Genomic DNA, 25,647 nt, shown 5'->3' with positions numbered 1-25,647 from the left:
TGTCGCCGTGAATCGCGGAACCACTTGGACGTCCTTCAATGATTGCATCTCGATAACAAACTTTACCGACGGGAAACTTTAGACCCAAACATCCGTTCCGGGCGCTAGGCTACTGCTCATGTGAGACGAGCCACAAGCCTGCTGAGGGGGTTGTGGCAGTCTGCCGGAGTCAACAGCGCCGGCTTTTTCCACTCAAAAAAATAGGAGGCGGAATGCGTTTCGGACGTACTTCCAAAGCAGTGGGAATTGCGGCAATCGCCGCGATCGCACTGAGCGCCTGTGCCGGCAATTCCGGTGGCAATACCCCGTCCACCGGAGCAGCCAAGACGGGTGGCACGGCCACTGTGGTCGAGGTCAACGCTTTCAACACGTTCAACCCCAACACAGCCGACGGCAACACTGACATTAACTCCAAGGTCAGCTACGCAACGCACTCGGGCTTCTACTACATCGACAACAAGCTGAACGTCGTTCACAACGACAAGTTCGGCAAGATGGAGAAGGTCTCGGACAACCCCCTGACCGTCAAGTACACCATCAACGATGGTGTGAAGTGGTCTGACGGCACCCCGGTCTCGGCAGCTGACCTCCTCCTGCAGTGGGCGGCCTTCTCCGGTTACTACGACGACGCCGACCCCAAGGCAAAGACGGGTACGTCCTATTTCTCCTACGCTGGTGATAACACGGGCCTCAGCCTGACGGACTTCCCGGAGATCAGCAACAACAACAAGACCCTCACGCTCAAGTACTCCAAGCCGTTCGCTGACTGGGAGATCGTGCTTGGTGGTCCCGGCATTGACGTTCCGGCCCACGTCCTCGCGCAGAAGGCCGGCCTGAAGGACACTCAGGCCTTGATTGACTTCTTCAAGAGCAAGCCGCGCGGCGACTCCAAGGCACCGCTTCCCGCCGACGCGAAGCTGAAGGCAATGTCGGACATGTGGAACACCGGCTTCGACACGAAGACGCTTCCCGCTGACCCGACCCTGTTCCTCTCAAACGGTCCTTACATCGTCAAGAGCATGAACCAGGACCAGTCCCTCACGATGGTCCGCAACAAGGACTACAACTGGGGACCGACTCCAAACCTTGACGAAATCACCGTCCGGTACATCGGTTCGGCACCGGCCCAGGTGCAGGCCCTCAAGAACGGCGAGGCGGACATCATTGCCCCGCAGGCTTCCGCGGACACTCTCGAACAGTTGAAGGCACTCTCCAGCCAGGGCGTCACTGTTGATCAGGGTAACCAGTTGGCCTTCGACCACTTGGACCTGAACTTCTCGGGTCCGCTGGCCGACCAGAACGTACGTACCGCCTTCATGAAGACTGTGCCCCGCAAGGACATTGTCAGCAAGATCATCGGCAAGCTTGATCCGAACGCAAAGCCGCTGGACTCGCAGATCTTCGTTCCCCAGCAGGCTGCGTACGCTGATTCCGCCAAGAACAATGGCTCCTCGGCCTTCCAGGACGTGGACATTGATGGCGCCAAGAAGCTCCTGAACGGCGCTACTCCGGAAATCCGCATCATGTACAACAAGGACAACCCCAACCGTGTTGACGCTTTCTCGCTGATCCGCGAATCCGCCACCAAGGCGGGCTTCAAGATCGTCGACGGCGGCCTGGGCAAGTCCGACTGGGGCAAGGCCTTGGGCAAGGGCGGCTACGATGCCACCATCTTCGGTTGGATCAACCCGGGCGTCGGTGTCTCCGGCGTTCCGCAGATCTTCAAGACCGCTGGTGGCAACAACTTCAACCAGTTCAGCAACACTGACGCTGACAAGTTGATGGAAGAGCTCGTGGTCACCACCGACCGCAGCAAGCAGGACGATCTGCAGAAGCAGATCGACAAGAAGATCTGGGACAGCTCTTACGGTGTGCCGCTCTTCCAGTCCGTGAACGTGGACGCCTACAGCGACCGCATCACCGGTGTGAAACTCATGCCGAACCAGACTGGCGTTTGGTGGAACTTCTGGGAGTGGGCTCAGAAGTAAGGCCCAACTAGCGCGCAATATCGCCAGCCGAGGCGCCGGGACCGACGTAACATGGTCCCGGCGCCTTCGGGTTGGCGAACCGGCACATTGTCTGCTTCCCCACCGACCTCAAGCAGGGAAGGGGCACGATTCTGCGATAGGCGCCGGAGACCCCGGGCCTGGATTTCGAGGTTCTTCACCATGGTGACCTATATCGTCCGGCGGCTCGTAACCGCCGCATTCATACTCCTTGGAGCATCCTTCCTGGTGTATCTCCTGACGGCGTTGTCCGGAGACCCCTTGGAAGAGCTCCGCACCAGCAGCGCGCCGAACCGGCAAGCACTGATGGATGCGCGAATCAATCTGCTAGATCTCGACACGCCGGCGCCGCTGCGCTATTTCAAGTGGTTGGGGGGCGCCGCCCAGTGTCTGGTTCCCTTCGGCAATGCGTGCAATCTCGGTAAGAACATCGCTGGGCAGCCAATCACGGAGGCGCTCGGCTTCGCGCTGGTCCAAACCCTGACGCTCGTTACCGGTGCGACAATTCTTGCGATCCTCATTGGCATTTCGCTCGGCATCGTGACGGCACTCCGCCAGTACAGCGCGTTGGACTACGGCGTAACCTTCATGGCGTTCCTGTTCTTCTCCTTGCCGATCTTCTGGGTAGCCGTTCTCCTGAAGGAATTCGGTGCCATCGGCTTTAATGACTTCCTGCGAAATCCGGAAATACCGCCGGTCGTGGCTCTTGGAATCGGGGCCGTCCTGGGCGTCATCGGGGCCGTCGTCGTCGGCGGTGCGGTGAAGCGTCGACTGATCGTCGGAGGCTCGGTCTTTGCGGCCGTTTCGCTTATTCTCTTCTACTTCTCGCTGACCCAATGGTTCCGCAATCCGGGCCTGGGGCCGGTCATCATCGCCATCATGGGTGTGGGAATCGCCTTCGGAATCACGATATTGGTTTCCGGACTCAAAAACCGCAAGGCCCTCCAATCGAGCCTGATCGTGGTGGGCATCGGCGTGGTTGCCTACTTCGCTGTGCAACCGCTGCTCAATGACGCGACCGGGCTCATGATCTTCCTCCTGGCAATCGCCACCATCTTGGTTGGCGTCGCGGTGGGGTACTTTATGGGCGGTTACGACCGCGGCCAGTCCATGCGCGCGGCAGGACTGACCGCCTTCCTGGTCGGGTTCCTGGTGGTCGTGGACAAATTCATGCAGGCTTGGCCGTCCTACTTCAACAACAGCCGGGTGCGCGGGCGTCCGATCGCCACAATCGGGGCCGGAACCCCGAACATCCAGGGCGATTTCTGGATCATGTCGACAGACACCTTGACCCACCTCATCTTGCCGACGATTGCCCTCATCCTTGTGTCGTTGGCCAGCTACACCCGGTTCACACGCTCGTCGATGCTCGAAATCATGAACATGGACTACATCCGGACTGCGCGGGCAAAGGGCCTGAGCGAACGTTCCGTGATCATGGGCCACGCCTTCCGGAACGCCTTGATCCCGATTGCAACGATCGTCGCCTTTGACATCGGCGCGTTGATCGGTGGTGCCGTGATCACGGAAACGGTCTTCTCCGTTCGGGGCATGGGATTCCTGTTCATCGACGGATTGCTGCACACTGACCCGAACCCGGTGATGGGCGTGTTCCTTTGTGTTGCAATCACCGCCATGGTCTTCAACCTGATAGCGGACCTCGCGTACTCCGCGCTCGACCCACGCGTAAGGATCAAAGCATGAGCCAGCCAACCCAAGAGGAAGAACTCCTCGCGCAACAGGCGCTTGCCGAAGCTGCAGCCACCCACGCAAGCAGCGAAGTTACCAGCGGCCTGAGCCAGGGCCAGATTGTCCGCAAGCGGTTTTTCGGCCACACCGGCGCCCTGATCGGGCTCGCGGTTTTTGCAGTGATCTTCCTGCTTGCTTTCACCTCGGTGGGCGCATTCGGGATTCCCGGATGGTGGAAGTACAACCATGTGGATGTTTCGCCTTTGGTCAATGACGGCGTCCCCACCTCCTCGTTTTGGCCACTCGCTTGGGGAGAACACCCCTTTGGCCAGGACCGAATTGGACGCGATCTGTTTGCCATGACCATGCGCGGTGCGCAACAGTCCATTACGGTCATGGTCCTGATCGGCGGCATCGCCGGCGCGGTCGGCGCAATCGTCGGGGGACTCGCCGGCTATTTCCGCGGCTGGGTCGAAGCCATCCTCATGCGTCTCACCGATGTCATCATCATCATTCCGTTGCTGCTCCTCGCGGCCGTTGTTGGCCAGATAGCCAACCGCAGGGATGAGGGAAGCTGGCTGACCGGATTTGCCGCCAACAACGGCGTCGTCGTCCTCGGCATCTTTCTCGGCTTTGTGAGCTGGGTGGGCCTCGCCCGCCTGGTCCGCGGTGAATTCCTGACCCTGCGCGAACGGGAGTTCGTAGACGCAGCCAGGATCTCCGGAGCGTCCAACGCAAGGATCATCTTCAAGCACATCCTCCCCAACGCCGTCGGTGTGCTGATCGTCAACGTGACGCTGACCATGTCCGCGGCGATCCTGCTCGAGACGGCCCTCAGTTACCTGGGCCTCGGCGTGAAGGCTCCCGACACCTCGCTCGGCCTGCTGGTTGCCCAGAACCAAGAAGCGTTTGCCACGAGGCCGTGGCTGTTCTGGTTCCCAGGCCTATTCATCATCCTCATCTGCTTGAGCATCAACTTCATCGGAGACGGCCTGCGGGACGCCTTCGATCCGCGGCAGAAGAAGTTCAAAGCCAAGACCGCCGTCGAAACCACGCGCCACTCGAGCACGACGGCGCCGCTTGCCGACGCCTCGAAAGGCAGCTGAGTGCTACCCGTCCAGGGAAACCTCCTAAAGGAAGACCGCCCAGTAACTGGCCGCGGCCAGGACTGCCGTGGCTGCTATCCGGAACCATCCGATGGCAACGGTCACCGAAGCGTCTTCAGCCCGGCCGGGTTCCACACGCCCGGCCTCTACGAGGTCCTGCCAACGGGTGCGCACGAGGATCGCCGCGGCGCCGGAATCGGTGTTCTTGAGATCTCCGGGGCGAACCGAGCTGTTGGGGCCGTAGGTGGTGCCCGGGAGTCCTTTGAGGTGCTCTGGGCGGGCATTGCGCCCACCCCAGATTCCCGGCGCGGGAGCAGCCCACGCCGGATACTTCTTGCGGGGTGTCACCAGCGTGAGGGCGTAGCGGGTATCAACCTGCACGAGGGCATCCCACGGAACATCGATGGTCCGGAAGGGATTCTCCAGCGCGACGCCGGAATCGCGGACCACCACAACCGGGCGCCAGAAGAGCAACCAGCCAAGAAACGCCACGAAGAGCAGGGGAGTGGCTCCGGGAAGGGCTCGCGGTCCGGCTGCCACGAGCGTAACGACCACTCCGAAAACGGCAACTGCCCAGCAGATCCAAGCGAATATCTTGCTGGTGCGGGCCTTGAAAATTTCGACATTTCCGGCATACGGCGCTCTGCTCATGCCCCTAATAATTCAGGATTCCGGGCCACTTCACTAATCACCCCTTGGAGGGTGGCCCGGTCGGAAGGGAAGACCCAACATGACTGACAACGCCAGCCCCGAACCGGAGGCCACCCACCTCGAGACCGAGTCGGATAAGAGCACGCGCGGGGCCATGGTCCTGGAAGTACGCGATCTCAGCGTCGACTTCGGTGTGGACAAGAAATGGGTCCCTGCCGCCATTGGACTGAACTACGAGGTCAGGGCCGGCGAGGTCCTCGCGATCGTCGGTGAGTCCGGTTCCGGCAAGAGCGCAAGCTCCATGGCACTGCTCGGCTTGCTGCCCAGCAACAGCCGTGTCCGGGGGAGCGTCAAGCTCTCGGGCAAGGAGCTGCTAGGTGAGAAGTCAGGCAACATCCGGGAAGTCCGGGGCAAGGATGTTGCGGTCATCTTCCAGGAGCCCATGACCGCGCTCAACCCCGTTTACACCGTGGGTACACAGATAGTGGAGACGATCAGGCTGCACAACTCGATCTCCCCCGATGAAGCGAGGCAGCGGGCCTTGCGCATGCTCGAGCTGGTGGAGCTGCCGGACCCGGAGAAGGCCTTCAAATCGTATCCGCACCAGCTCTCCGGCGGCCAGCGGCAGCGAGCCATGATCGCGCAGTCGTTGTCCTGCGATCCCAAACTACTAATCGCAGACGAACCCACCACTGCCTTGGATGTGACTGTCCAGGCTGAAATCCTGGATCTGATGCGGAACCTGCGCAACAAACTGGACAGCGCTATCGTCCTCATCACACACGACATGGGCGTTGTGGCCGACCTCGCCGATCGAATTGCCGTAATGCGCCAGGGCGTCATCGTGGAGAGCGGCACTGCCCAGCAGATCTTCAGTAACCCGCAGCACGAATACACGCAAGCTCTTCTCGCTGCTGTTCCCCACTTGGGACAGGGTGCTGACAGCGCCGACGTCGACGTCACCGCGGCATTGGCTGCCGCTACCCACGCTGAGCTGGAATCGGTCGACCACGATGAGCTGGTCCGCCGGGAACTCGAGAACCAGGCTGCTTTGAAGGCAGCGGCGGAAGAAGCAGCCAAGCCCAAGGGCGAGCCCGTGCTTGAACTGATCGACGTGGCCATCGAGTACCCCAAACAGGGCCGGGTTCCCGCGTTCCGAGCCGTCGAGGGGGCCAACCTCGTGATCTACCCCGGCCAGGTGGTAGGCCTTGTCGGCGAGTCCGGGTCGGGCAAAACGACCATTGGACGCGCCGCCGTCGGGCTCTTGCCTGTAGCCGCGGGCAGCATGCGTGTGGTGGGGCAGGACATTTCCGCCGCGAAGCGGAACGGAAAGCAACTGCACGAAGTGCGGCGGGACATCGGCATGGTGTTCCAGGATCCGTCGTCGTCGTTGAACCCGCGGCTGCCCATCGGCGAAAGCATCGGCGAACCGATGTATCTCGCCGGGGTCGCCAAGGGCGTCGATCTGCAGAAACGGATTGAGACTCTCCTGGACCAGGTGGAACTGCCGCGTGGCTACCGCAACCGATATCCGCATGAATTGTCAGGTGGCCAGAAGCAGCGCGTCGGCATTGCCCGGGCGCTGTCCCTTCAGCCCAAGCTCATGGTTGCGGATGAGCCGACGTCGGCGCTCGACGTTTCGGTGCAGGCAAAGGTCCTGGAACTTTTCCAGAACCTGCAGAGGGAGCTGGGATTCGCGTGCCTGTTCGTCACGCACGACCTTGCCGTGGTTGATGTGCTCGCAGACCGGATCTGCGTGATGCAGCGGGGCCGGATCGTGGAACAGGGCACCCGGGAGCAGATCCTTCGCAATCCGCAGGAGCCGTACACGCAGAGGCTGCTGGCAGCGGTGCCGCTTCCGGACCCTGAGAAGCAGCGTGAGCGTCGGGAACTGCGCGCCCAGCTCATGGCCGCCGGGATCGAGTAGCAACCCGGAGCAGTTCGCGGCTGCTGCCGCAACCGCAAAAGAGTCCCTGTGGCCATTGGCCGGCAGGGGCTCTTTTTCGTGGTTGTTTTCGTGGTTGTTTGAGGCGCCGGGTGTGTCTGTTGTACCTCTTTGGGTGCCAGAAATAGCCCTACATTCCGGGGAAAGATAAGGGACAGGCATGTCGAGTTTAGCAAGGGAACACCTATTGCGTGAAATGACTGCTTCATTTACTTGAAATGACTGCTTCATTACTGAAACTGTCAAGTGCACACTTCACTGTTCATGCCAATGGGATTCCATATTTCGGACAAGGTGTGGTTAGGATTACACATCCATGTAGGCCGCGTCACAGGATAATTCTGTGTCCGGCCCCGGGGGCAGCTATGAGTTGCCCCGACCCATCCCCCTGAATCCATAGGAGGCGGAATGCGTTTTTCGCGCACTTCCAAAGCTCTTGGCTTGCTGGCAGTCGCCGCACTTGCCCTCACCGGATGCGGCAGCTCTGGCTCCGGAAGCAGTGGCCCGACCGCTGCCGGCGATCCGAACAAAATCATCACCGCATACAGCAATGAACCCCAGCACCCCCTGATCCCTTCCAACACCAACGAGGTGTACGGTGGCCGCGTTGTCGACCTCCTGTTCGAAGGCCTGACCAGCTACGACGCCCATGGCAAGTCCGTGAACGCACTCGCGGAATCCATTGACACGAGCGACGGCCAGAACTACACCATCAAGGTCAAGAAGGGCGCCAAGTTCACCAACGGCGAGGCAGTCACCGCCAAGAGCTTCGTTGATGCTTGGAACTTCGCCGCACTGAGCACGAACGCCCAGTCCAGCAGCAGCTTCTTCGAATCCATCGAAGGCTACGACGCAGTCAGCGCCGTTACGAAGACCAAGGGCGCGGACGGAAAGTCAACGTCGACTCCCGCACCGACCGCCCAGACCATGTCCGGCCTGGTGCTGAAGGACGACTCGACCATCACGGTCAAGCTGGCCCAGCCGGAGGCCGACTGGCCGCAGCGCCTCGGCTACTCCGCCTTCATGCCGCTTCCGGCCGACGCCCTCAAGGACCCGAAGGCCTTCGGCGAAAACCCGATCGGCAACGGCCCGTACAAGATGGCCGCCAAGGGTGCCTGGCAGCACGACAGCCAGATCGCCCTCGTCAAGAACCCGGACTACCAGGGCACGCGTATGGCCAAGAACGGCGGCGTGACCTTCAAGTTCTACACCGACCCGGCTCCGGCTTACACGGACGTCCAGGCCAACAACCTTGACGTTACCGACGTCCTGCCGACGAACGCGCTGAAGACCTACACCACGGACTTCCCGGACCACAGCCTCAACAAGGCCTACGCCGGCAACGCAACCCTGAACATCCCGAACTACCTGCCTGAGTTCCAGGGACCCGCCGGCCAGCTGCGCCGCCAGGCCATCTCCATGGCGATCAACCGCGATGAGATCACCAAGGTTGTCTTCAACGGCACCCGCATTCCTGCGAAGGACTTCACGTCCCCGTCCATCGATGGCTACAACGCCAACGTGACCGGCTCCGACGTTCTGAAGTTCGACGCCGCGAAGGCCAAGGACCTCTGGACCAAGGCAAACGCCATGAGCCCGTGGCCCGCCGACAAGGTTCTTCAGCTCGCGTACAACACCGATGGTGGCAACAAGGAATGGATTGACGCCGTTGCCAACAACCTGAAGAACAACCTCGGCATCAAGGCCGAAGGCCAGCCGTTCGCCAAGTTCGCCGAGATCCTGAACCTCCGCACGGCCAAGACCCTTCCGGGCTTCACCCGCGCCGGTTGGCAGGCAGACTACCCGTCGCTGTTCAACTTCCTCGGCCCGCTGCTGAAGACCGGAGCCAGCGCCAACTACGAGGGTTACAGCAACCCTGAGTTCGACAAGCTGCTGACCGAGGGCCTGGCTTCCAAGTCCACGGACGACGCCAACAAGAAGTTCACCCAGGCGCAGGAAATCCTCTTCAAGGACCTTCCGAACCTGCCCCTGTGGTACCAGGCACGCCAGGCCGTATGGAGCCAGAACGTTAGCAACGTTGACTCCGGCTGGAACGGCGTCCTGCTGTACTACAACATCACTGCAAAGTAGTCCTACTGGACTTGTTCCAAGCTCGTTAGCGTATGGGGGTCCGGCCAAAAACCGGGCCCCCATGCCTTGATTCGGCACGAAAGCTGTCCCTAATGAATCCCCACATTTTCAAGAGCGCTAAGGAACCGTTGCTGTGACCCAGTACATCCTCCGGCGTCTGCTGCAGGTCATTCCCGTGTTCCTGGGAACCACCCTGCTCGTGTACTTCATGGTCTTTGCCCTCCCGGGCGACCCCATCCGCGCCCTGTTCGGCGACCGACCGCCGAGCGAGTCCGTCATTGCCGCGCTGCGCCAGCAATACAACCTCGACCAGCCGTTCTGGGTCCAGTACGGCCTGTTCCTCAAGAACCTCTTCACGTTCAACCTCGGGGTGGACTTCACCGGCCAGCCAATCGCCGCCACCCTTGGCCGCGTTTTCCCGGTCACAGCCATGCTCGCCGTCGAGGCCCTGGCCATCCAGGCTGTCTTCGGTGTGGCCTTCGGCCTGATTGCCGGCCTGCGCAAGGGGAAGATCTTCGACTCCACCGTGCTGGTCGCGTCCCTCGTGGTCATTGCCGTACCGACGTTCGTCCTAGGCTTCGTCCTTCAGCTCGTCGTTGGCGTACAGCTCGGCTGGGCGAAACCGACCGTTGGATCCAACGCGGATTGGGGCACCCTGATCCTTCCGGCCACGGTCCTGGGCCTCGTGTCCTTTGCCTACGTGCTGCGCCTGACCCGCGCCTCGGTCATTGAAAACATGAACGCCGACTACGTCCGGACCGCAACCGCAAAAGGCCTCTCGCGCCCCCGCGTGGTCCTGGCCCACATCCTGCGAAACTCCATGATTCCCGTGGTCACCTACCTGGGCGCGAACCTGGGTGGCTTGATGGGCGGCGCGATCGTCACCGAAGGCATTTTCAACGTGCCCGGCGTCGGCCAGAAGCTCTACCAAGCAGTGATCCGCAGCGAAGGCCCCACCGTCGTCGCCATTGTGAGCGTGCTGGTACTGGTCTTCGTTGCCGCCAACCTGTTGGTGGATCTCCTTTACGCCTGGCTTGACCCGAGGATCCGTTATGAAAAGTAACCGTCAGATCGAGCACTTTGTTGCCCCCATCGACGAGACACCGCTGCTGGCGACCGATACCCTCAAGGTCGACGCAGCACCCCTGAGCCTGTGGGCGGATGCTTGGCGGAAGCTCCGCCGTCGGCCGCTCTTCATCATCTCGGCGCTCATGATTCTGCTGCTCCTCGTGGTCGCGTTCTTCCCTGGCCTGTTCACGCAGACAGCACCGAACGACAACTGCCAGCTGGGCGACTCCCTCGCGGGTCCCTCTGCCGGCCACCCCTTGGGATTCACCTTCCAGGGCTGTGACATCTACTCGCGCGTCATCCACGGCACGCAGGCATCCTTGACTGTCGGCGTTGTCTCCGTCATCTTCGTCCTGATCATCGGGGTCACCCTCGGTGCGCTGGCAGGCTTCTTCGGCGGCTGGGTTGACACCATCATTGCCCGCATTGGCGACATCTTTTTCGCGTTGCCTTTGGTCCTCGGTGCGCTGGTTGTTACCCAGCTTCCCTTCTTCCGCGAGAACAAGAGCGTGTTCACGGTGGTCATGGTCATCGTGATGCTCGGCTGGCCGCAGATGGCCCGCATCACCCGCGGTGCCGTGATCGAGGTCCGCAACGCGGATTTCGTCACCGCCGCACGCTCGCTCGGCGTCTCCAAGATCGGCACGCTGGTCCGGCACGTGGTTCCGAACGCGCTTGCGCCGATCATCGTCCTGGCCACCATGGAGCTTGGCGTCTTCATCGTGACGGAAGCAACGCTGTCCTTCCTTGGCATCGGGCTGCCCGGCAGCATCATGTCCTGGGGTAACGACATTTCCGCAGCGAAAGACACGTTGCGCACCAACCCCGAGGTGCTGATGTTCCCCGCAACAGCACTGTCCATCACGGTCCTGAGCTTCATCATGCTTGGCGACGCGCTGCGTGACGCCCTTGATCCCAAGAGCCGCAAGCGATGAAGGAGGCAATCATGACAACGTCCAACATCACCATCGACGAAGCAGGATCCGAAGAGCGTCCGCTCCTGGAAATCCGCGACCTCGCCATCTCCTTCCAGACTGCGAGCGGCGAATTCCAGGCCGTCAAGAACGCGCACCTGACCATCATGCCCGGCGAGACTGTCGCCATTGTTGGTGAGTCCGGTTCGGGAAAGTCGACGACGGCGCTTGCCGCCATTGGTCTCCTCCCGGAGAACGGCAGGGTTTCCGGCGGCCAGATCCTGCTCGACGGCGAGGACATCTCGCATGCTCCGGAACGGCGCATGATCGAGCTCCGCGGCAACACGATCGGCATGGTTCCGCAGGATCCGATGTCCAACCTCAACCCGGTCTGGAAGATCGGCTACCAGGTCCGCGAGACACTGCGCGCCAACGGCAAGCCCAGCGGTCCTGCCGACGTCGCCCGCGTCCTCGGGGAAGCCGGCCTGCCGGACTCCGCACGCCGCGCCAAGCAGTACCCGCACGAATTCTCCGGCGGCATGCGCCAGCGGGCCCTGATCGCCATCGGCCTGTCTTGCCAGCCGCGGCTCTTGATCGCCGACGAGCCGACGTCGGCCCTGGACGTCACGGTGCAGCGGCAGATCCTGGACCACCTCGAAACCATGACGGCGGAGCTCGGCACGGCGGTCCTGCTCATCACCCACGATCTTGGCCTGGCTGCCGAGCGTGCGGACAAAGTGGTGGTCATGTACCGCGGCAACGTGGTGGAGGCCGGACCTTCGCTCGAATTGCTCCGTAACCCTCAGCACCCGTACACCCAGCGGTTGGTCGCCTCGGCGCCATCCCTCGCTTCCCGGAGGATCCAGGCCGCCAAGGCTGAAGGAATCCAGACGGAAGAACTCCTGGCGCCCACTGAAGCTGTCGTCGAAAAGGCATTGGCCGACGACGTTCTGAAGGTCGAGAGCCTCAGCAAGGTCTTCAAGCTGCGCTCTGGAATCGGCAAGGCAACGGACTTCAAAGCGGTGGACAACGTCTCGTTCAACGTCAAACGCGGGACGACGACGGCGATCGTGGGGGAGTCGGGTTCCGGCAAGTCCACAGTGGCCCAGATGGTCCTCAACCTGCTCGCGCCGACGTCGGGGCGGATCGTGTTCGACGGTGTCGACACCTCGACCCTGAACAGCCGGGAGATCTTCAAGTTCCGGCGCCGCGTCCAGCCGATCTTCCAGGACCCGTACGGTTCGCTTGACCCGATGTACAACATCTTCAGGACCATCGAGGAACCGCTCCGGACCCACAAGATCGGTGACAAGGCCAGCCGCGAGAAGAAGGTCCGGGAACTACTGGACCAGGTGGCGCTGCCGCAGTCCACCATGCAGCGGTACCCGAACGAGCTCTCCGGCGGGCAGAGGCAGCGCGTCGCGATCGCGCGGGCCCTGGCCCTCGACCCCGAAGTGATCATCTGCGACGAGGCGGTTTCCGCCCTGGACGTTTTGGTGCAGGCCCAGGTGCTGAACCTCCTGGCCGACCTCCAGTCCAATCTTGGACTGACGTACTTGTTCATCACGCACGACCTCGCCGTCGTGCGGCAGATCGCCGACCATGTCTGCGTGATGCAGAAGGGCAAGCTCGTGGAAACGGGCAGCACTGATGACGTGTTCGATTCGCCGCAGCAGGACTACACCGAGGCCCTGCTTCACGCGATCCCGGGTGCCAGCCTGATGCTGCCGCCTGTGGTGGCTTGACGGGCTTGACGCCCGTCCGCTGAGTGCCAGCTTGGCGCGCAGAAGAGCCGGTACCACTTCCGTGGGGGGAAGTGGTCCCGGCTCTTTTGCTGTTTCCGGCTCGTCCGGGAGTTCGCTGCCGATTGTGATGAAGGGCACAATTCGGCGGCTTAGAGGGTGATTTTTAGGCCAATAAATACCACAGCGCTTAGACTCTAGGAAGGTGCCCTGTGTCAAAGGGGCTAATCCGTCGTGCGTTCCGGTTGGAAATGTCGCGATACAACAGCTGACTTCACCACTGAATCGAGCCATTACGCATGTCTGAAACCACCACCAACACCGCCGCGGCCACTGCATCGCGCAGTGATCTGCGCAACGTCGCGATTGTGGCCCACGTTGACCACGGCAAGACCACCCTGGTCGACGCCATGCTCAAGCAGACCAACTCCTTCGCCGAGCACAACCACCTGGAAGACCGCGTCATGGACTCCGGTGACTTGGAGCGCGAAAAGGGCATCACCATCCTCGCCAAGAACACCACGGTTGCCTACAACGGCCCGTCGTCCAACGGCGAAACCATCACCATCAACGTGATCGACACCCCCGGCCACGCCGACTTCGGTGGCGAGGTGGAGCGAGGCCTGTCCATGGTTGACGGCGTGGTCCTCCTCGTCGACGCTTCCGAAGGTCCGCTGCCGCAGACCCGCTTCGTGCTCCGCAAGGCCCTTGCCGCACACCTGCCCGTCATCCTGCTGGTCAACAAGACCGACCGCCCTGACGCCCGCATCGAAGAAGTTGTCCACGAGTCCATGGACCTGCTCCTGGGCCTGGCCTCCGACCTCGCGGACGAAGTTCCGGACCTGGACCTGGACAAGATCCTGGAAGTTCCCGTGGTCTACGCCGCAGCCAAGGTAGGGCGTGCGTCCCTGGACCAGCCGGCTGATGGCTCGGCACCGGACAACGAAGATCTCGAACCTCTCTTCAAGACGATCATCGAGCACATCCCTGCGCCGACCTACAACCCGAACGGTGTCCTGCAGGCGCACGTCACCAACCTGGACGCTTCCCCGTTCCTCGGCCGCCTCGCCCTCCTGCGCATCTACAACGGCACCCTCCGCAAGGGCCAGACCGTCGCTTGGGCGCGCGCCAACGGCGAACTGAAGAACGTGAAGATCACCGAGCTCCTCGCCACCAAGGCCCTCGACCGAGTTCCGACCGACTCGGCCGGCCCGGGCGAGATCGTTGCTGTTGCCGGCATCGAGGAAATCACCATTGGTGAGACCCTGACCGACGCCGAGAACCCGCAGCCGCTGCCCCTCATCACGGTGGATGACCCCGCGATCTCCATGACCATCGGTATCAACACCTCGCCGCTGGCCGGCAAGGTCAAGGGCGCCAAGGTCACGGCCCGCCAGGTGAAGGACCGCCTGGACAAGGAACTGATCGGTAACGTCTCCATCAAGGTTCTGCCCACCGAGCGTCCGGATGCCTGGGAAGTCCAGGGCCGTGGCGAGCTCGCCCTGGCCATCCTCGTGGAGCAGATGCGACGCGAAGGCTTCGAACTGACGGTCGGCAAGCCGCAGGTTGTCACTCGGACCATCGACGGCAAGATCCACGAGCCGATGGAACACATGACCATCGACGTGCCCGAAGAATACCTCGGTGCGGTCACGCAGCTCATGGCCGCCCGCAAGGGCCGCATGACCAACATGGCCAACCACGGTACGGGCTGGTGCCGCATGGAATTCATCGTTCCGGCACGTGGCCTCATCGGCTTCCGCACCAAGTTCCTCACGGACACCCGTGGCGCCGGCATCGCTTCCTCGATCTCCGAAGGCTACGAGCCGTGGGCCGGCCCCATCGAATACCGCACCAACGGTTCGATGGTTGCCGACCGCGCCGGCGTCGTCACCCCCTTCGCCATGATCAACCTGCAGGAACGCGGCTCCTTCTTCGTGAAGCCCACGTCCGAGGTCTACGAAGGCATGATCGTCGGCGAGAACTCGCGCGCCGACGACATGGACGTCAACATCACGAAGGAAAAGAAGCTCACCAACATGCGTGCCGCTTCCTCCGACACCTTCGAGAACCTGACGCCGCCGCGCGACCTGACCCTCGAAGAGTCCCTCGAATTCGCTCGCGAAGACGAGTGCGTTGAGGTGACCCCGGAGTCCATCCGTATCCGCAAGCTGATCCTGGACGCCAACGAGCGCGCCAAGGCTACCCGCGCACGCGCCAAAGTCTGATCCTGCGCTGATCGCGTACTGACGCGCTGAACGGACAACGCATTGAATAAGGGAGCCACCGGAACAGCACGCGGCATTGCCGTGGCTGTTCCGGTGGCTCTTTTTGCTGCCCTTGCGGGCACCGCACTGCACCGGCAGGCGCTCCTCACTGCCGGCGTCGACGTCTATTGGGGCACCGCGGCGGCATTGCTCCTGCTCGCATCGCTCCAGCTCCTGCTGGGTGCGTGGTCGCGGTCTTTGATCCCGACGGCGGTACTGGGCATTGTTTGTTACGCCACCATAGGCCTGCTCTCGACGGGCGGAACGGGCAAGCAGCTGATCGTCGCGGATCTGGCCGGAAATGTCTGGATCTACGGGAGTGCGGGCATTACCTTCGTGATGCTCTTGTGGTGCCGGCGCTACGGGCGTCCACCGCGCGGCTAGCTAGTCTGCGCTCGGGTCCCGGTGGTGGGCGATCAAGAGCGAGGTGGCCTCGCCGTCGTCGTCTGCCGGAAGGCGCATATATTCTTCGACGACCGCCCGCAGCTTGCCCATCATTTCCTGCTGCCGTGCAGCATTGAACTTCACGCCAAGCCGCCAGACGTCGATGTCCTCGGGCGCGAGCCCGCGGGTTTCCTGGACGAATGTTTCGATCAGGACCGGGGAAATATCGTCGACGGGAGTGCTCCACGAGGTGCGGGTGGCGATGTATGGTACCTCCTTGGCGCCTCTCTTTCCCTTCCGGCCTTCCTGCGGCACGAGAAAACCGGTGCGCACCAGCGTCCTGACATGGTGCAGGCTCGACGCCGGGTTGATGCCCAACAGCCCGGCAATCTCTTTGTTGGTGCGCGCGTGGTGCAGGCAGAGCCGGAGAATCCTCAGGCGCAGGGGTGAGCTCAAGGCGCGGCCCTTGGCCACCAGGTCACTGTCCTCCCGCTCGTGTTCCGTCATGGTGGCCAGTGTAGCCATCCTTCAGTGATTGACATATACCAATCACTGAAGGGAAACTGGGCGGGTGAATGCCGGGACCACTGACAATGCTCAGCAGGTTGAGCCAACCCAGCAATCGGGCTCGCTGTGGCGGGACCGGAACTTCATCACCTTCTGGTCGGGCCAGGCCGTCAGCCAGCTCGGGGCGCAGCTGGGGCAATTGGCGTTTCCTGTCCTCGCGGTGACTTTGCTGGGCGCCAGCGAGTTCGAAGTCGGGGCACTCAATGCCGCAGGCCTTGCTGCCTTCCTGCTGATCGGTCTGCCGGCGGGAGCGTGGGTTGACCGCTGGCTCAAGCGCCGCACCATGATTGTGGCGGACCTGGTCCGGACCGCGGCGATGGCTACCGTGCCAATCCTCTGGTGGTCCGGCATCCTGCAGATCTGGCACCTTTACGCCGTGTCCGCCGTCGTCGGGGCCGCAACGGTCTTCTTCGACGTTTCCTATCAGAGCTACGTGCCTGTTCTCGTGGATGCGCCGAAAGTGCCGCAGGCCAACTCCAAGCTGGAAGCCACCTCCCAGATCGCTAGGATCGGGGGTCCTGCCGCGGGCGGTGGGTTGCTCACTGTTGTGTCGGCCCCGGTGCTTTTCGTCGGGGAAGCGATCGGGTACCTGCTGTCGGCCCTTTTCCTGCTCAGGACACGCGATGCGGAACGGCCCGTGCCGGTGAAGGATCGGCAGCCGCTGGCAAGCGAAATCAAGGAAGGCCTGGTCTTCGTGGTGAGGCATCCGTTGATCAGCAGGATTGTGGCGTGCACGGGCGGGGTCAACTTCTTCACCACGCTTGCCTTTACTCTGATGCCGGTGTTGGTGCTCCGTGAATTGCAACTCGGTCCAGAGGGCATGGGCCTCATCATGGCGGTCGGTGCGGTCGGCGGACTGATCGGAGCGATTGCCGCGCCCAGGTTCGCGGCCTGGATCGGCGAGGGGACTGTCATTCCCGTGGCGTCGATGATCAGCTCGCTTTTCCTCCTCCTGGTTCCGTTGTGCGTGCTCGCCCCGGAACGATGGATGTCCCTCGTGATGCTCATCGTCTCCGAGTTCGGGTTCGCTTTCGGAGTACTGGTGTACAACATCATGCAGTTGAGCATGAGGCAGCGCGTGTGTCCGCCCCGGCTCCTGGGGCGCATGAATGCGTCCATTCGCTTCGTGGTGTGGGGAGTCATGCCGATCGCAGCCCTTGCCTCGGGTCTCCTAGCCGAGAACTTTGGCCTCGTCCCGACACTCTGGATCGGCCTGGGCGGAAGCATTGTTTTTGTTGCGCCTGTGCTCTTCTCCCCGCTGTGGGGAATGCGCAGGCTACCGGACGGGTTGCACGGCGCCTGACCCTCCCTGGACATGAGGCGGCTACTCACCGGTTGCGCGCGCACCCCGGCGCGGCGGCGGAGGGGGGACCTCCTTTGCCGCCACTACAAGGGCCAGAGGGATCTCGACGTCGGACTGTCGGGTGCGGATGGTGCACGAACCGTCGCCGACGGAGAGCAGGTAGCCGAGGGCATCGGTGAAGCCGTCGTCCAAGCGGTATCGGACAACTACCCGTGTTCCGGATACGGTATTGAGCAGGAAATCCTGGGGTCGGGGCAGCTTCACCAGTTCATAGTAAGACGCCCGGCTAGGTTGCTGAGTTCCGGCTGGTGGATAATAGGCTCAGAATTCGATGTACCGGCCACAGGGCCGGTGGTAATACCCGGAAATTGTCCGGGACAACTGTGGAGAGGCAAGGGACGTGACCTACGTAATCGCGCAGCCGTGTGTGGACGTCAAGGACAAGGCATGTATTGAAGAATGCCCTGTTGACTGCATCTACGAAGGCGAACGTTCCCTTTATATCCACCCGGATGAGTGCGTGGACTGCGGAGCTTGCGAACCCGTGTGCCCGGTGGAAGCGATCTACTACGAGGACGACACCCCGGAGGAATGGGCCGACTACTACAAGGCCAACGTCGAGTTCTTCGATGACCTTGGTTCCCCGGGCGGAGCTGCCAAGATCGGCAACACCGGCAAGGACCACCCGTTCATCGCCGCGCTGCCTCCACAGAACCAAGACCACTAAGAACGGTTGCTTCCTTTGATTTCTGCGGCCCCCGCTTTCGGCCTCAACCTGCCCGACTACCCGTGGGAAGCTATGGCGCCGTACGTGGCCAAGGCTTCGGAACACCCGGGCGGGGCAGTCAACCTCTCCATCGGAACCCCTGTGGATCCTACGCCGCAGCTGATCCGTGAGGCGCTCGCCGGGGCAGCGGACGCCCACGGTTACCCAACGGTCCACGGCACGGAAGCTCTTCGCGAGGCCGTATCCAACTGGTTCGCCAGCCGCCGCGGGGTCCCGGGGATCGATCCAAGGGATGTCGTGCCGACGGTCGGCTCGAAGGAACTAGTGGCCTGGTTGCCGTTCCTGCTGGGACTGGGCACAGGGGACGTCGTGGTTCGCCCCACCGTGGCCTATCCGACCTACGACATCGGCGCCATGCTCGCCGGGGCAACTGCTATCGCCGCGGATAGCCTGGACGAACTGGATTCCGCAACCCGTTCCAGGGTCCGGCTCATCTGGATCAATTCGCCGGGCAACCCCACGGGAAGCGTCCGTGACGTCGAGTCCCTTAGGCAGATAGTGGCCCAGGCGCGCGAGATCGGCGCAGTCGTGGCGTCGGACGAATGCTACGCCGAACTCGGCTGGGGCGAATGGGATGCCCAGGGTGGCGGCGAGCCAGTGCCGAGCGTCCTTGACCCTCGTGTCACGGGAGGGTCCACGGATGGCTTGTTGTGCGTCTACTCCCTCAGCAAGCAGTCGAACCTCGCCGGCTACCGTGCTGCCTTCGTGGCGGGCGACTCGTCGATCGTTGCGAATCTGGTCAACAGCCGCAAGCACGCCGGCATGATCGTGCCCTACCCGGTCCAGGAGGCCATGCGGGTCGCGCTGGGCGATGCCGGCCATGTGCTCGCCCAGAAGGATCTCTACCGCGGCCGCCGTGAGCGCCTCCTGCCGGCACTGCAGAACTTCGGCCTGGAGATCCAGGAGTCCAAAGCAGGCCTGTACTTATGGTCTACCGCAGGGGAGGCGACGTGGGACACTGTCCAGCGTTTCGCTGACCTGGGGATCGTCGTCGGGCCCGGAGTGTTCTATGGAGACGCCGGCAATGGTTTCATCCGGGTGGCGCTTACGGGCACGGACGAACGCATCGATGCAGCCGTGGAACGCTTGAACACCGCTCGGTAACAATCCTGTGACTTGCCGCACAGGGTGCGTCATTCCGCCAGTAACCGTAGCTTGTGGATTAGTTTGTCCCGCTTACTGGCGGTAGCTTTTAACTGACTATCAATGGTGGCTTTCTCCACGAAGGCAGTTCGGCCGATGGTGTCTGCACCTGCAGACTCCTGGCTGGAGTCACCAGATGTTGGTTGGATCAAGCTTTCGACCGAGGCCAAGAGCCTCATGAAGGGGACTCCATGACTGAGACCACCAGTGCTACCCTGCGCCATGCCGGCGGAGAGCTCGAGCTCCCGCGGATAAAGGTTGTAGAAGGGAACGAAGGATACGACGTTTCCAAGCTGCTGAAGCAGACGGGCGCCGTCGCCTATGACCCCGGCTTCATGAACACCGCCGCCACCACATCGGCGATCACTTACATCGATGGCGACGCCGGTATCCTGCGGTACCGCGGCTACCCGATCGAGCAGCTTGCCCAGCACTCAAGCTTCCTGGAAGTTTCCTACCTGCTGATCTACGGCAACCTTCCCACGCCCACCGAGCTGGACGCGTTTGACCAGCGGATCCGCCACCACACGTTGCTCCACGAAGAGCTCAAGGGCTTCTTCGGCGGTTTCCCGCGCGACGCGCACCCGATGCCGGTGCTTTCCTCGGCTGTCTCCGCGCTGTCCACGTTCTACCAGGACTCCTTGGACCCCTTCAACCCGGAGCACGTGGAAGTTTCCACTATCCGCCTCATGGCGAAGCTCCCGGTCATCGCGGCCTACGCCCACAAGAAGTCCATCGGCCAGCCCATGCTGTACCCGGACAACTCCATGAACCTCGTGGAGAACTTCCTTCGCCTGAGCTTCGGCCTGCCGGCAGAGCAGTACGAGCTGGACCCTGTCGTCGTCAAGGCGTTGGACCTCCTGCTCATCCTGCACGCCGACCACGAGCAGAACTGCTCGACGTCGACCGTCCGCCTTGTGGGCTCCTCGAACGCGAACCTGTTCGCTTCCGTTTCCGCAGGCATCAACGCCCTCTTCGGTCCTGCCCACGGTGGCGCCAACGAAGCCGTGCTGAAGATGCTGCGCCAGATCCAGGCCGACGGCATCAAGCCCGAGGAATACATGGAGAAGGTCAAGAACAAGGAGGACGGCGTCCGCCTCATGGGCTTCGGGCACCGGGTCTACAAGAACTACGACCCCCGCGCGAAGATCATCAAGGCGACGGCACACGAGATCCTGGGCAAACTCGGCGGCAACGACGAGCTCCTGGACATCGCGATGCGCCTCGAAGAGAAGGCCCTGGCTGACGACTACTTCATCCAGCGCAAGCTCTACCCGAACGTCGACTTCTACACCGGTCTGATCTACAAGGCCATGGGTTTCCCCGAGAAGATGTTCACCGTGCTGTTTGCGATCGGCCGACTCCCCGGCTGGATCGCCCAGTGGCGCGAAATGATCAACGATCCCCAGACGAAGATCGGCCGCCCGCGGCAGCTCTACACAGGAGAGCCGGAGCGCGACTACCCGGCCGTCTAACCAACCAACGCGGGGTCACTTACGGTCCGTCCCAAGGGACATCATGGGCCGTAAGTGACCCCGCGTTGCTTTAAGAGCTGTAGCCGAGCGGGTTGTTTTTCTGCCAGCGCCAGTGGTCTTCACACATCTGGTCCACGGTCTTCGTGGTGGACCAGCTCAGGTCAGCCAGGGCGGAGGAGGCATCGGCCCAGAACGCGGGCAGGTCTCCGGCGCGGCGTCCCGTGATCTCGTATGGCAGCGGGTGGCCCACGGCTTGTTCGAAGGCGTGGAGCATCTCCAGCACGGACGTGCCCTTTCCGGAGCCAAGGTTCCAGCGGTGCACGCCGGGGCGCTCGGCAACGTAGTCCAGGGCGGCGACGTGGCCATCGGCGAGGTCGACGACGTGGATGTAGTCCCGCAGGCAGGTGCCGTCCGGGGTGTCGTAGTCTCCACCGAAGACCATGAGCTTTTCGCGGCGGCCGACGGCAACCTGGGCGATGTACGGAACCAGGTTGTTGGGGATGCCCTGTGGGTCCTCGCCGATCCTGCCGGAGGGGTGTGCGCCCACCGGGTTGAAGTAGCGCAACAAGGCGATGTGCCAGCGCTCGTCGGCGGCTCCCAGGTCCGTGAGGATGTCCTCGATCTGTTCCTTGGTGCGGCCGTAAGGGTTGTTCGCCCCGATCTCCATCTTCTCGATGTACGGGATGGGATTGTGCTCGCCGTATACCGTTGCGGAGGAACTGAAAACGATCGAGCGGACTCCGTGCTTGTCCATGGCCCGCAGCAGGTTCAACGTGCCCACGATGTTGTTGTAGTAGTAGTTCAAGGGTTCCTGGACGGATTCCCCAACCGCCTTGAGCCCGGCGAAATGGATGACTGCGTCGATGCTGTGCTGGTCGAACACGGCCTCGAGCGCGGCCTCGTCCACCAAGTCCACCTGATGGAACGCTGCGGTCTTTCCCGCCAATTCACCAACGCGGCGCAGGGATTCTTCGCTTGAATTCACGAGGTTGTCCACCACGACCACTTCGTGTCCGGTTTCCAACAGGGACAGGACGGTGTGCGATCCGATGTAGCCGGTGCCACCCGTGACAAGAATTCTCATGCAAGCAACGCTATCCGAACTTGGTCCCTGCCCGCTCAGTGTTGCGTACGCCACAGTCCCGTGGTTCCCGTGCGCCGGACGGAACGGTTCAAGCACGTTTGTGCTAAAAAGACATGTGCCCAAGATTGTTGATGCCGAAGCCCGGCGCCAGGAAGTGGTCGAAGCCGTCTTCAGGATCATCGCCTCGGATGGACTGGAACGCGCCTCCTTGCGGGAGGTGGCCGACGAAGCCGCTCTCGCCGTTGGCTCGGTCCGCCACTACTTTGCCAGTAGCGACGAACTGCTGGTCCATTCCTTTGCGGTGGTCATCGACAGGATCGCCGGGCGGCTTGAGGAAGCGTTCGCCACCGTCGAATCCTTGGATCCGGACTCTGCGGAACACCACGCAGCCGTGTTAACCCTGCTGGGCCAATTCCTGCCGCTCGACGAGGAACTGGCCGTTGACGCCTGCGTGTGGATGGCCTTCCGGCACGCGGCCCGGATCAGGCCCGTGCTCGAACAAGAAGCCGCACGCAGCCACCGGGCCGTGGCCGCCGTCGTCGGCCGCCTGGTGATGCGGCTGATGCCCGACGGCGGATCCGGCCAGGAGCGTCTGGTGACCGAAGCCGAGCGCCTCCTGGCGACCCTCGACGGGCTGTGCATGCATGCCCTCCTGCAGCCCGAGTGGATGACGGCCGAGGTCTGCCGCGACGTTCTGACCGCGCATCTGGATACTCTTGTTGCGCTCCCGTCCAGCCGTTAACGTCAAGGCTCATCGGGAATAGACTGGAACCCTGAGTGGGCACCTGCCAAGGGAGGCAATCGGATGCATGACACAGGCGGTCAGGGGTGGCGGATCACAATGGACACCTCCGGACCGATGCTCATTGCCTTGTATCTGAGAGACGTTGCTGGATTGGACGGAGCCGGTACGCCGACGTTGTCCCACGCCACACCCAAAGTCAGACAGGCGGACCACACGCACCTCACCGCCGAGGTAGGCGGGGTGCCGGCCCTCAAGACAGAGTGGGAGGCATGGTGGGAGCAGCTGTTGAGGGCATATCCGGATTCCGCTCCGGAGCTTTCACCCCCGGGATTCAATGCCTTCGGCAACTCGCCTGCCCTCCGGCGGGTACTCCAGGCCCACTTCGGGGCCGCCCTCACGTGGGCCCGTGAACGCCTCGAAGAGTACGAAAAACTGGAGGCTGAACGCGAAGCGAGCGGCGCCACGTTGCTTCTGGGGGACATGGTGGAGGACCGGCTATTGGAAGTCGGACGGAGCTCCCGGGACTTCCAGCTGAGCATCATCGAATTGCCCCTCAACGAGCCACGAGCCTGGTACCTCGAGCCGGACAAGATGATCATGAGCCACAGGCTCTTGTCCGAGCCGGAGATATTCCGCAGCTACGTCCAGCCGGTGGTTGAACTACTGGTCTGACGCACGCGGTATGCGGCCCGCAGGCTGACGCCGCAGGTCTGAACCCCAGCCAGGGACTACGTCTTCGGAGCCGAAACAGTAATGGTCACGGTTCCCGATGCCGCCGCTGAATCCTGCCAGCCCTTGTGGTCCTGCCGGTTCCAGGTGGCGCCGGCCACGTCGACCTGCGTCACGGAGAGGTCCTTGGCATTCGCCACGGCCCACTGGGCTACAGCCCACGCCTGCGCACCCGTCGTGTTCAACTGGACCGCGCGTCCCTGCGCCGCGGCCGGCAGGGACCCGAACGCCGTCGTCATGGCCGCTACAACGGCGTTCGGGTCACCGGCAGTGTCCGCGGCCCGGAGCGTGCACTCGAGTGCCCGTTCGGAATGTCCCGTCAGCGCCGAGGCATACGCCCGGCCCATGGGTTCCTGCTGCGCGTATGCCTGCGGGTATGCGGAATGCTGGACCGCTTGCGCCGCATCAGTGATCGCCATGGTTTCGTAGCCGGGTATTTTCACCAGGTGGTCATAGAAAGCGTTTGTCGCGTAGACGGGATCCATGACCTCGGCTTCGGTGCCCCAGCCCTGGGAGGGACGCTGCTGGAACAGTCCCCTCGAATCGGGGCCGACTTCGTCACCGTGGCCGATATTGCGAAGCTTGGATTCCTGCATGGCGGTGGCCACAGCGATCGTGGCCGCGCGCGGAGGCAGCCCCCGCTGTACCGCAATGGCGGTGATGAGGGCGGCGTTCGTGGCCTGGTCCGTCGCCAGCTCGTAGGAGTCGGAGCCGACGACGGCGACGCAGCGCTCCGTAACCAAGGTTTCGGAGCGCTGCAGTACAGTCACCACGGCGTAGATTGCGCCGCCCACCAAGGCAAGCGCCAGCAACAAGATGATGGTGCGTCGGAGACGGCGCATCCAGGTATCAGCTAGTTGGCGTGGAGGGCTTCGTTGAGTTCCACCGTCTGGCCCTTGCGGGGGAGGACCTCGACTTCACCAGTGGTGGAGTTGCGGCGGAACAGCAGGTTCGGCACGCCGGAGAGTTCAACAGCCTTGATGATGCTGCTGGTGTCCTCGCCGTTGTTGTCCTTCGGGCCCGGGATGCGCACGCGGGTTCCAGCCGTGACATAGAGACCTGCTTCAACCACGGAGTCGTCGCCGATGCTGATGCCCACGCCGGAGTTGGCGCCAAGGAGCACGCGCTCACCGAGGGCGATCTTTTCCTTGCCGCCACCGGAGAGGGTCCCCATGATGGAGGCGCCGCCACCGACGTCGGTGCCGTCACCGGCAACGACCCCGGCCGAGATGCGGCCTTCCACCATGGAGGTGCCGAGCGTGCCGGCGTTGAAGTTCACGAAGCCCTCGTGCATGACCGTGGTGCCTTCGGACAGGTAGGCGCCCAGGCGGACCCGGTCGGCGTCGGCGATCCTGACGCCGGTGGGGACGACGTAGTCCACCATGCGCGGGAACTTGTCCACTCCGTAGACCGTGACGGCGCCGCGCTTGCGCAGGCGGGCACGGGTCAATTCGAAGCCGTCCACTGCGGCGGGGCCGAAGTTCGTCCACACAACGTTGGGGAGCTTGCCGAAGATGCCGTCCAGGTTGATGCTGTTGGGCTTGACCAGCCGGTGCGAGAGCAAGTGCAGGCGCAGGTAGGCGTCCACGGTGTCCGCGGGGGCCTCGTCCAGGTTGATCTGGGCAAAGACCACCTTCTGCTCGGTCCGGCGGTCGGCGTCGTGGCTGTCTGCGGCGAGGGCGGTCAGCGACTCGTCGGCGTGCTCCACGGCCCGCAGGGATGCGGCCCTTTCGCCCAGCGCCGGCGCCGGAAACCATACGTCCAGCACTGTCGCTTCTCCGGCGTCGGAGGTGGCGATGGTGGCCAGGCCAAAGCCATAGGCGGAGCGATCGTTGTCAGAAGCGCTATCGAGAGCGGCAGAGGCAGCGGTTTCAGTCATGGCGCAAGTCTATCGAGAGCCACTGCTTCCCTTGAAACCGTGTGTGGACCGAGGGGTCGCAATTCGCTCGGG

22 protein-coding genes are annotated in these 25,647 nt (G+C 62.7%); 16 read left to right on the top strand and 6 right to left on the bottom strand.

Features of this window, described 5'->3' with window-relative positions; all coding sequences use genetic code 11:
• The first annotated feature begins 212 nt into the window (after nucleotides 1-212).
• The 3 genes from ACSKT0_RS17795 (at nucleotide 213) to ACSKT0_RS17785 (ending at nucleotide 4,801) form a co-directional block, all read left to right on the top strand.
• The gene (locus tag ACSKT0_RS17795) at nucleotides 213-1,988 is read left to right on the top strand and encodes an ABC transporter family substrate-binding protein (RefSeq protein ID WP_345449152.1); all 1,776 of its coding nucleotides are present in this window, start codon (nucleotides 213-215) and stop codon (nucleotides 1,986-1,988) included.
• A 180-nt stretch (nucleotides 1,989-2,168) separates the two neighbouring features.
• Nucleotides 2,169-3,710 carry an ABC transporter permease gene (locus ACSKT0_RS17790; RefSeq protein ID WP_437770931.1) on the top strand — a complete coding sequence of 514 codons (1,542 nt, stop codon included), beginning with the start codon at nucleotides 2,169-2,171 and terminating at the stop codon, nucleotides 3,708-3,710.
• A complete protein-coding gene (locus ACSKT0_RS17785) occupies nucleotides 3,707-4,801 on the top strand; it encodes an ABC transporter permease (protein ID WP_437770930.1) in 1,095 nt (364 codons plus the stop codon). The genes ACSKT0_RS17790 and ACSKT0_RS17785 overlap by 4 nt, the downstream gene beginning before the upstream one ends.
• Nucleotides 4,802-4,825: 24 nt before the next feature.
• Here the strand turns inward: ACSKT0_RS17785 and ACSKT0_RS17780 are convergent, their stop codons facing one another.
• Complete coding sequence (locus tag ACSKT0_RS17780) at nucleotides 4,826-5,452, bottom strand: PH domain-containing protein (protein ID WP_437770929.1); 627 nt, start codon at nucleotides 5,450-5,452, stop codon at nucleotides 4,826-4,828.
• Between the two features lie 154 nt (nucleotides 5,453-5,606).
• On the opposite strand from ACSKT0_RS17780, the gene ACSKT0_RS17775 reads away from it, so the two are divergent.
• The 7 genes from ACSKT0_RS17775 to ACSKT0_RS17745 all read left to right on the top strand — a co-directional run bounded on the left by ACSKT0_RS17775 (nucleotide 5,607) and on the right by ACSKT0_RS17745 (nucleotide 15,863).
• Nucleotides 5,607-7,379 carry an ABC transporter ATP-binding protein gene (locus ACSKT0_RS17775; RefSeq protein ID WP_437774072.1) on the top strand — a complete coding sequence of 591 codons (1,773 nt, stop codon included), beginning with the start codon at nucleotides 5,607-5,609 and terminating at the stop codon, nucleotides 7,377-7,379.
• A gap of 426 nt (nucleotides 7,380-7,805) precedes the next feature.
• The gene (locus ACSKT0_RS17770; RefSeq protein WP_437770928.1) at nucleotides 7,806-9,488 is read left to right on the top strand and encodes a peptide ABC transporter substrate-binding protein; all 1,683 of its coding nucleotides are present in this window, start codon (nucleotides 7,806-7,808) and stop codon (nucleotides 9,486-9,488) included.
• Nucleotides 9,489-9,621: 133 nt separating this feature from the next.
• Nucleotides 9,622-10,551: an ABC transporter permease gene (locus ACSKT0_RS17765; protein WP_059387472.1), complete on the top strand. Its 930-nt coding sequence runs from the start codon at nucleotides 9,622-9,624 to the stop codon at nucleotides 10,549-10,551.
• Nucleotides 10,541-11,491, top strand: coding sequence for an ABC transporter permease (locus tag ACSKT0_RS17760; protein WP_236812066.1), 951 nt, complete (start codon nucleotides 10,541-10,543; stop codon nucleotides 11,489-11,491). Before ACSKT0_RS17765 ends, ACSKT0_RS17760 begins: the two co-directional genes overlap by 11 nt.
• Before the next feature lie 11 nt (nucleotides 11,492-11,502).
• On the top strand, nucleotides 11,503-13,215 hold the full coding sequence (locus ACSKT0_RS17755) for a dipeptide ABC transporter ATP-binding protein (RefSeq protein ID WP_437770927.1): 1,713 nt from the start codon (nucleotides 11,503-11,505) through the stop codon (nucleotides 13,213-13,215).
• Nucleotides 13,216-13,511: 296 nt separating this feature from the next.
• On the top strand, nucleotides 13,512-15,440 hold the full coding sequence (gene typA / locus ACSKT0_RS17750) for a translational GTPase TypA (protein WP_284980702.1): 1,929 nt from the start codon (nucleotides 13,512-13,514) through the stop codon (nucleotides 15,438-15,440).
• 42 nt (nucleotides 15,441-15,482) lie between these two features.
• Nucleotides 15,483-15,863: a hypothetical protein gene (locus tag ACSKT0_RS17745; RefSeq protein WP_437770926.1), complete on the top strand. Its 381-nt coding sequence runs from the start codon at nucleotides 15,483-15,485 to the stop codon at nucleotides 15,861-15,863.
• Here ACSKT0_RS17745 and ACSKT0_RS17740 read toward each other — a convergent pair whose 3' ends face one another.
• The gene (locus ACSKT0_RS17740; protein ID WP_437770925.1) at nucleotides 15,864-16,370 is read right to left on the bottom strand and encodes an ArsR family transcriptional regulator; all 507 of its coding nucleotides are present in this window, start codon (nucleotides 16,368-16,370) and stop codon (nucleotides 15,864-15,866) included. It lies immediately after the preceding gene.
• Nucleotides 16,371-16,434: 64 nt separating this feature from the next.
• Here ACSKT0_RS17740 and ACSKT0_RS17735 point away from each other — a divergent pair, with 64 nt between their 5' ends.
• On the top strand, nucleotides 16,435-17,733 hold the full coding sequence (locus ACSKT0_RS17735; protein ID WP_437770924.1) for an MFS transporter: 1,299 nt from the start codon (nucleotides 16,435-16,437) through the stop codon (nucleotides 17,731-17,733).
• A gap of 21 nt (nucleotides 17,734-17,754) precedes the next feature.
• Here ACSKT0_RS17735 and ACSKT0_RS17730 read toward each other — a convergent pair whose 3' ends face one another.
• Complete coding sequence (locus ACSKT0_RS17730; protein WP_437770923.1) at nucleotides 17,755-17,997, bottom strand: putative acetyltransferase; 243 nt, start codon at nucleotides 17,995-17,997, stop codon at nucleotides 17,755-17,757.
• A gap of 136 nt (nucleotides 17,998-18,133) precedes the next feature.
• On the opposite strand from ACSKT0_RS17730, the gene fdxA reads away from it, so the two are divergent.
• The 3 genes from fdxA (at nucleotide 18,134) to ACSKT0_RS17715 (ending at nucleotide 21,138) form a co-directional block, all read left to right on the top strand.
• Nucleotides 18,134-18,460: a ferredoxin gene (gene fdxA, locus ACSKT0_RS17725; protein WP_018776555.1), complete on the top strand. Its 327-nt coding sequence runs from the start codon at nucleotides 18,134-18,136 to the stop codon at nucleotides 18,458-18,460.
• 15 nt (nucleotides 18,461-18,475) lie between these two features.
• Entirely contained in the window at nucleotides 18,476-19,624 is a 1,149-nt protein-coding gene (gene dapC / locus ACSKT0_RS17720) for a succinyldiaminopimelate transaminase (RefSeq protein WP_437774071.1), read from the top strand.
• Nucleotides 19,625-19,854: 230 nt separating this feature from the next.
• A complete protein-coding gene (locus tag ACSKT0_RS17715) occupies nucleotides 19,855-21,138 on the top strand; it encodes a citrate synthase (protein ID WP_059387479.1) in 1,284 nt (427 codons plus the stop codon).
• A 70-nt stretch (nucleotides 21,139-21,208) separates the two neighbouring features.
• Here ACSKT0_RS17715 and galE read toward each other — a convergent pair whose 3' ends face one another.
• A complete protein-coding gene (galE, locus tag ACSKT0_RS17710; protein WP_236812050.1) occupies nucleotides 21,209-22,222 on the bottom strand; it encodes a UDP-glucose 4-epimerase GalE in 1,014 nt (337 codons plus the stop codon).
• Between the two features lie 115 nt (nucleotides 22,223-22,337).
• Between galE and ACSKT0_RS17705 the strand changes: the two genes are divergently transcribed.
• Both ACSKT0_RS17705 and ACSKT0_RS17700 read left to right on the top strand, forming a co-directional pair.
• A complete protein-coding gene (locus ACSKT0_RS17705; protein ID WP_437770922.1) occupies nucleotides 22,338-22,964 on the top strand; it encodes a TetR/AcrR family transcriptional regulator in 627 nt (208 codons plus the stop codon).
• 63 nt (nucleotides 22,965-23,027) lie between these two features.
• Entirely contained in the window at nucleotides 23,028-23,639 is a 612-nt protein-coding gene (locus ACSKT0_RS17700; RefSeq protein ID WP_437770921.1) for a hypothetical protein, read from the top strand.
• Nucleotides 23,640-23,695: 56 nt separating this feature from the next.
• Here ACSKT0_RS17700 and ACSKT0_RS17695 read toward each other — a convergent pair whose 3' ends face one another.
• Nucleotides 23,696-24,538, bottom strand: a complete 843-nt coding sequence (locus ACSKT0_RS17695; protein ID WP_437770920.1) for a hypothetical protein — start codon at nucleotides 24,536-24,538, stop codon at nucleotides 23,696-23,698.
• 11 nt (nucleotides 24,539-24,549) lie between these two features.
• Nucleotides 24,550-25,575 (bottom strand): 2,3,4,5-tetrahydropyridine-2,6-dicarboxylate N-succinyltransferase, encoded by a 1,026-nt coding sequence (dapD, locus tag ACSKT0_RS17690; RefSeq protein ID WP_437770919.1) that lies wholly within the window; start codon nucleotides 25,573-25,575, stop codon nucleotides 24,550-24,552.
• Between the last annotated feature and the right edge of the window lie 72 nt (nucleotides 25,576-25,647).

The sequence above is a fragment of the Arthrobacter sp. KNU40 genome, assembly GCF_051515115.1.
Lineage (GTDB): Bacteria > Actinomycetota > Actinomycetes > Actinomycetales > Micrococcaceae > Arthrobacter.
The sequence above is the reverse complement of the archived record's forward strand: the minus strand, read 5'-3'. Positions and strand labels throughout refer to the sequence as shown.

Coding starts and splice junctions, on each gene's coding strand:
- ACSKT0_RS17795 (WP_345449152.1), top strand. CDS start 213: ATGCGTTTCGGACGTACTTCCAAAGCAGTGGGAATTGCGGCAATCGCC.
- ACSKT0_RS17790 (WP_437770931.1), top strand. CDS start 2,169: ATGGTGACCTATATCGTCCGGCGGCTCGTAACCGCCGCATTCATACTC.
- ACSKT0_RS17785 (WP_437770930.1), top strand. CDS start 3,707: ATGAGCCAGCCAACCCAAGAGGAAGAACTCCTCGCGCAACAGGCGCTT.
- ACSKT0_RS17780 (WP_437770929.1), bottom strand. CDS start 5,452: ATGAGCAGAGCGCCGTATGCCGGAAATGTCGAAATTTTCAAGGCCCGC.
- ACSKT0_RS17775 (WP_437774072.1), top strand. CDS start 5,607: ATGGTCCTGGAAGTACGCGATCTCAGCGTCGACTTCGGTGTGGACAAG.
- ACSKT0_RS17770 (WP_437770928.1), top strand. CDS start 7,806: ATGCGTTTTTCGCGCACTTCCAAAGCTCTTGGCTTGCTGGCAGTCGCC.
- ACSKT0_RS17760 (WP_236812066.1), top strand. CDS start 10,541: ATGAAAAGTAACCGTCAGATCGAGCACTTTGTTGCCCCCATCGACGAG.
- ACSKT0_RS17755 (WP_437770927.1), top strand. CDS start 11,503: ATGACAACGTCCAACATCACCATCGACGAAGCAGGATCCGAAGAGCGT.
- typA (WP_284980702.1), top strand. CDS start 13,512: ATGTCTGAAACCACCACCAACACCGCCGCGGCCACTGCATCGCGCAGT.
- ACSKT0_RS17740 (WP_437770925.1), bottom strand. CDS start 16,370: ATGACGGAACACGAGCGGGAGGACAGTGACCTGGTGGCCAAGGGCCGC.
- ACSKT0_RS17715 (WP_059387479.1), top strand. CDS start 19,855: ATGACTGAGACCACCAGTGCTACCCTGCGCCATGCCGGCGGAGAGCTC.
- galE (WP_236812050.1), bottom strand. CDS start 22,222: ATGAGAATTCTTGTCACGGGTGGCACCGGCTACATCGGATCGCACACC.
- ACSKT0_RS17700 (WP_437770921.1), top strand. CDS start 23,028: ATGCATGACACAGGCGGTCAGGGGTGGCGGATCACAATGGACACCTCC.
- ACSKT0_RS17695 (WP_437770920.1), bottom strand. CDS start 24,538: ATGCGCCGTCTCCGACGCACCATCATCTTGTTGCTGGCGCTTGCCTTG.
- dapD (WP_437770919.1), bottom strand. CDS start 25,575: ATGACTGAAACCGCTGCCTCTGCCGCTCTCGATAGCGCTTCTGACAAC.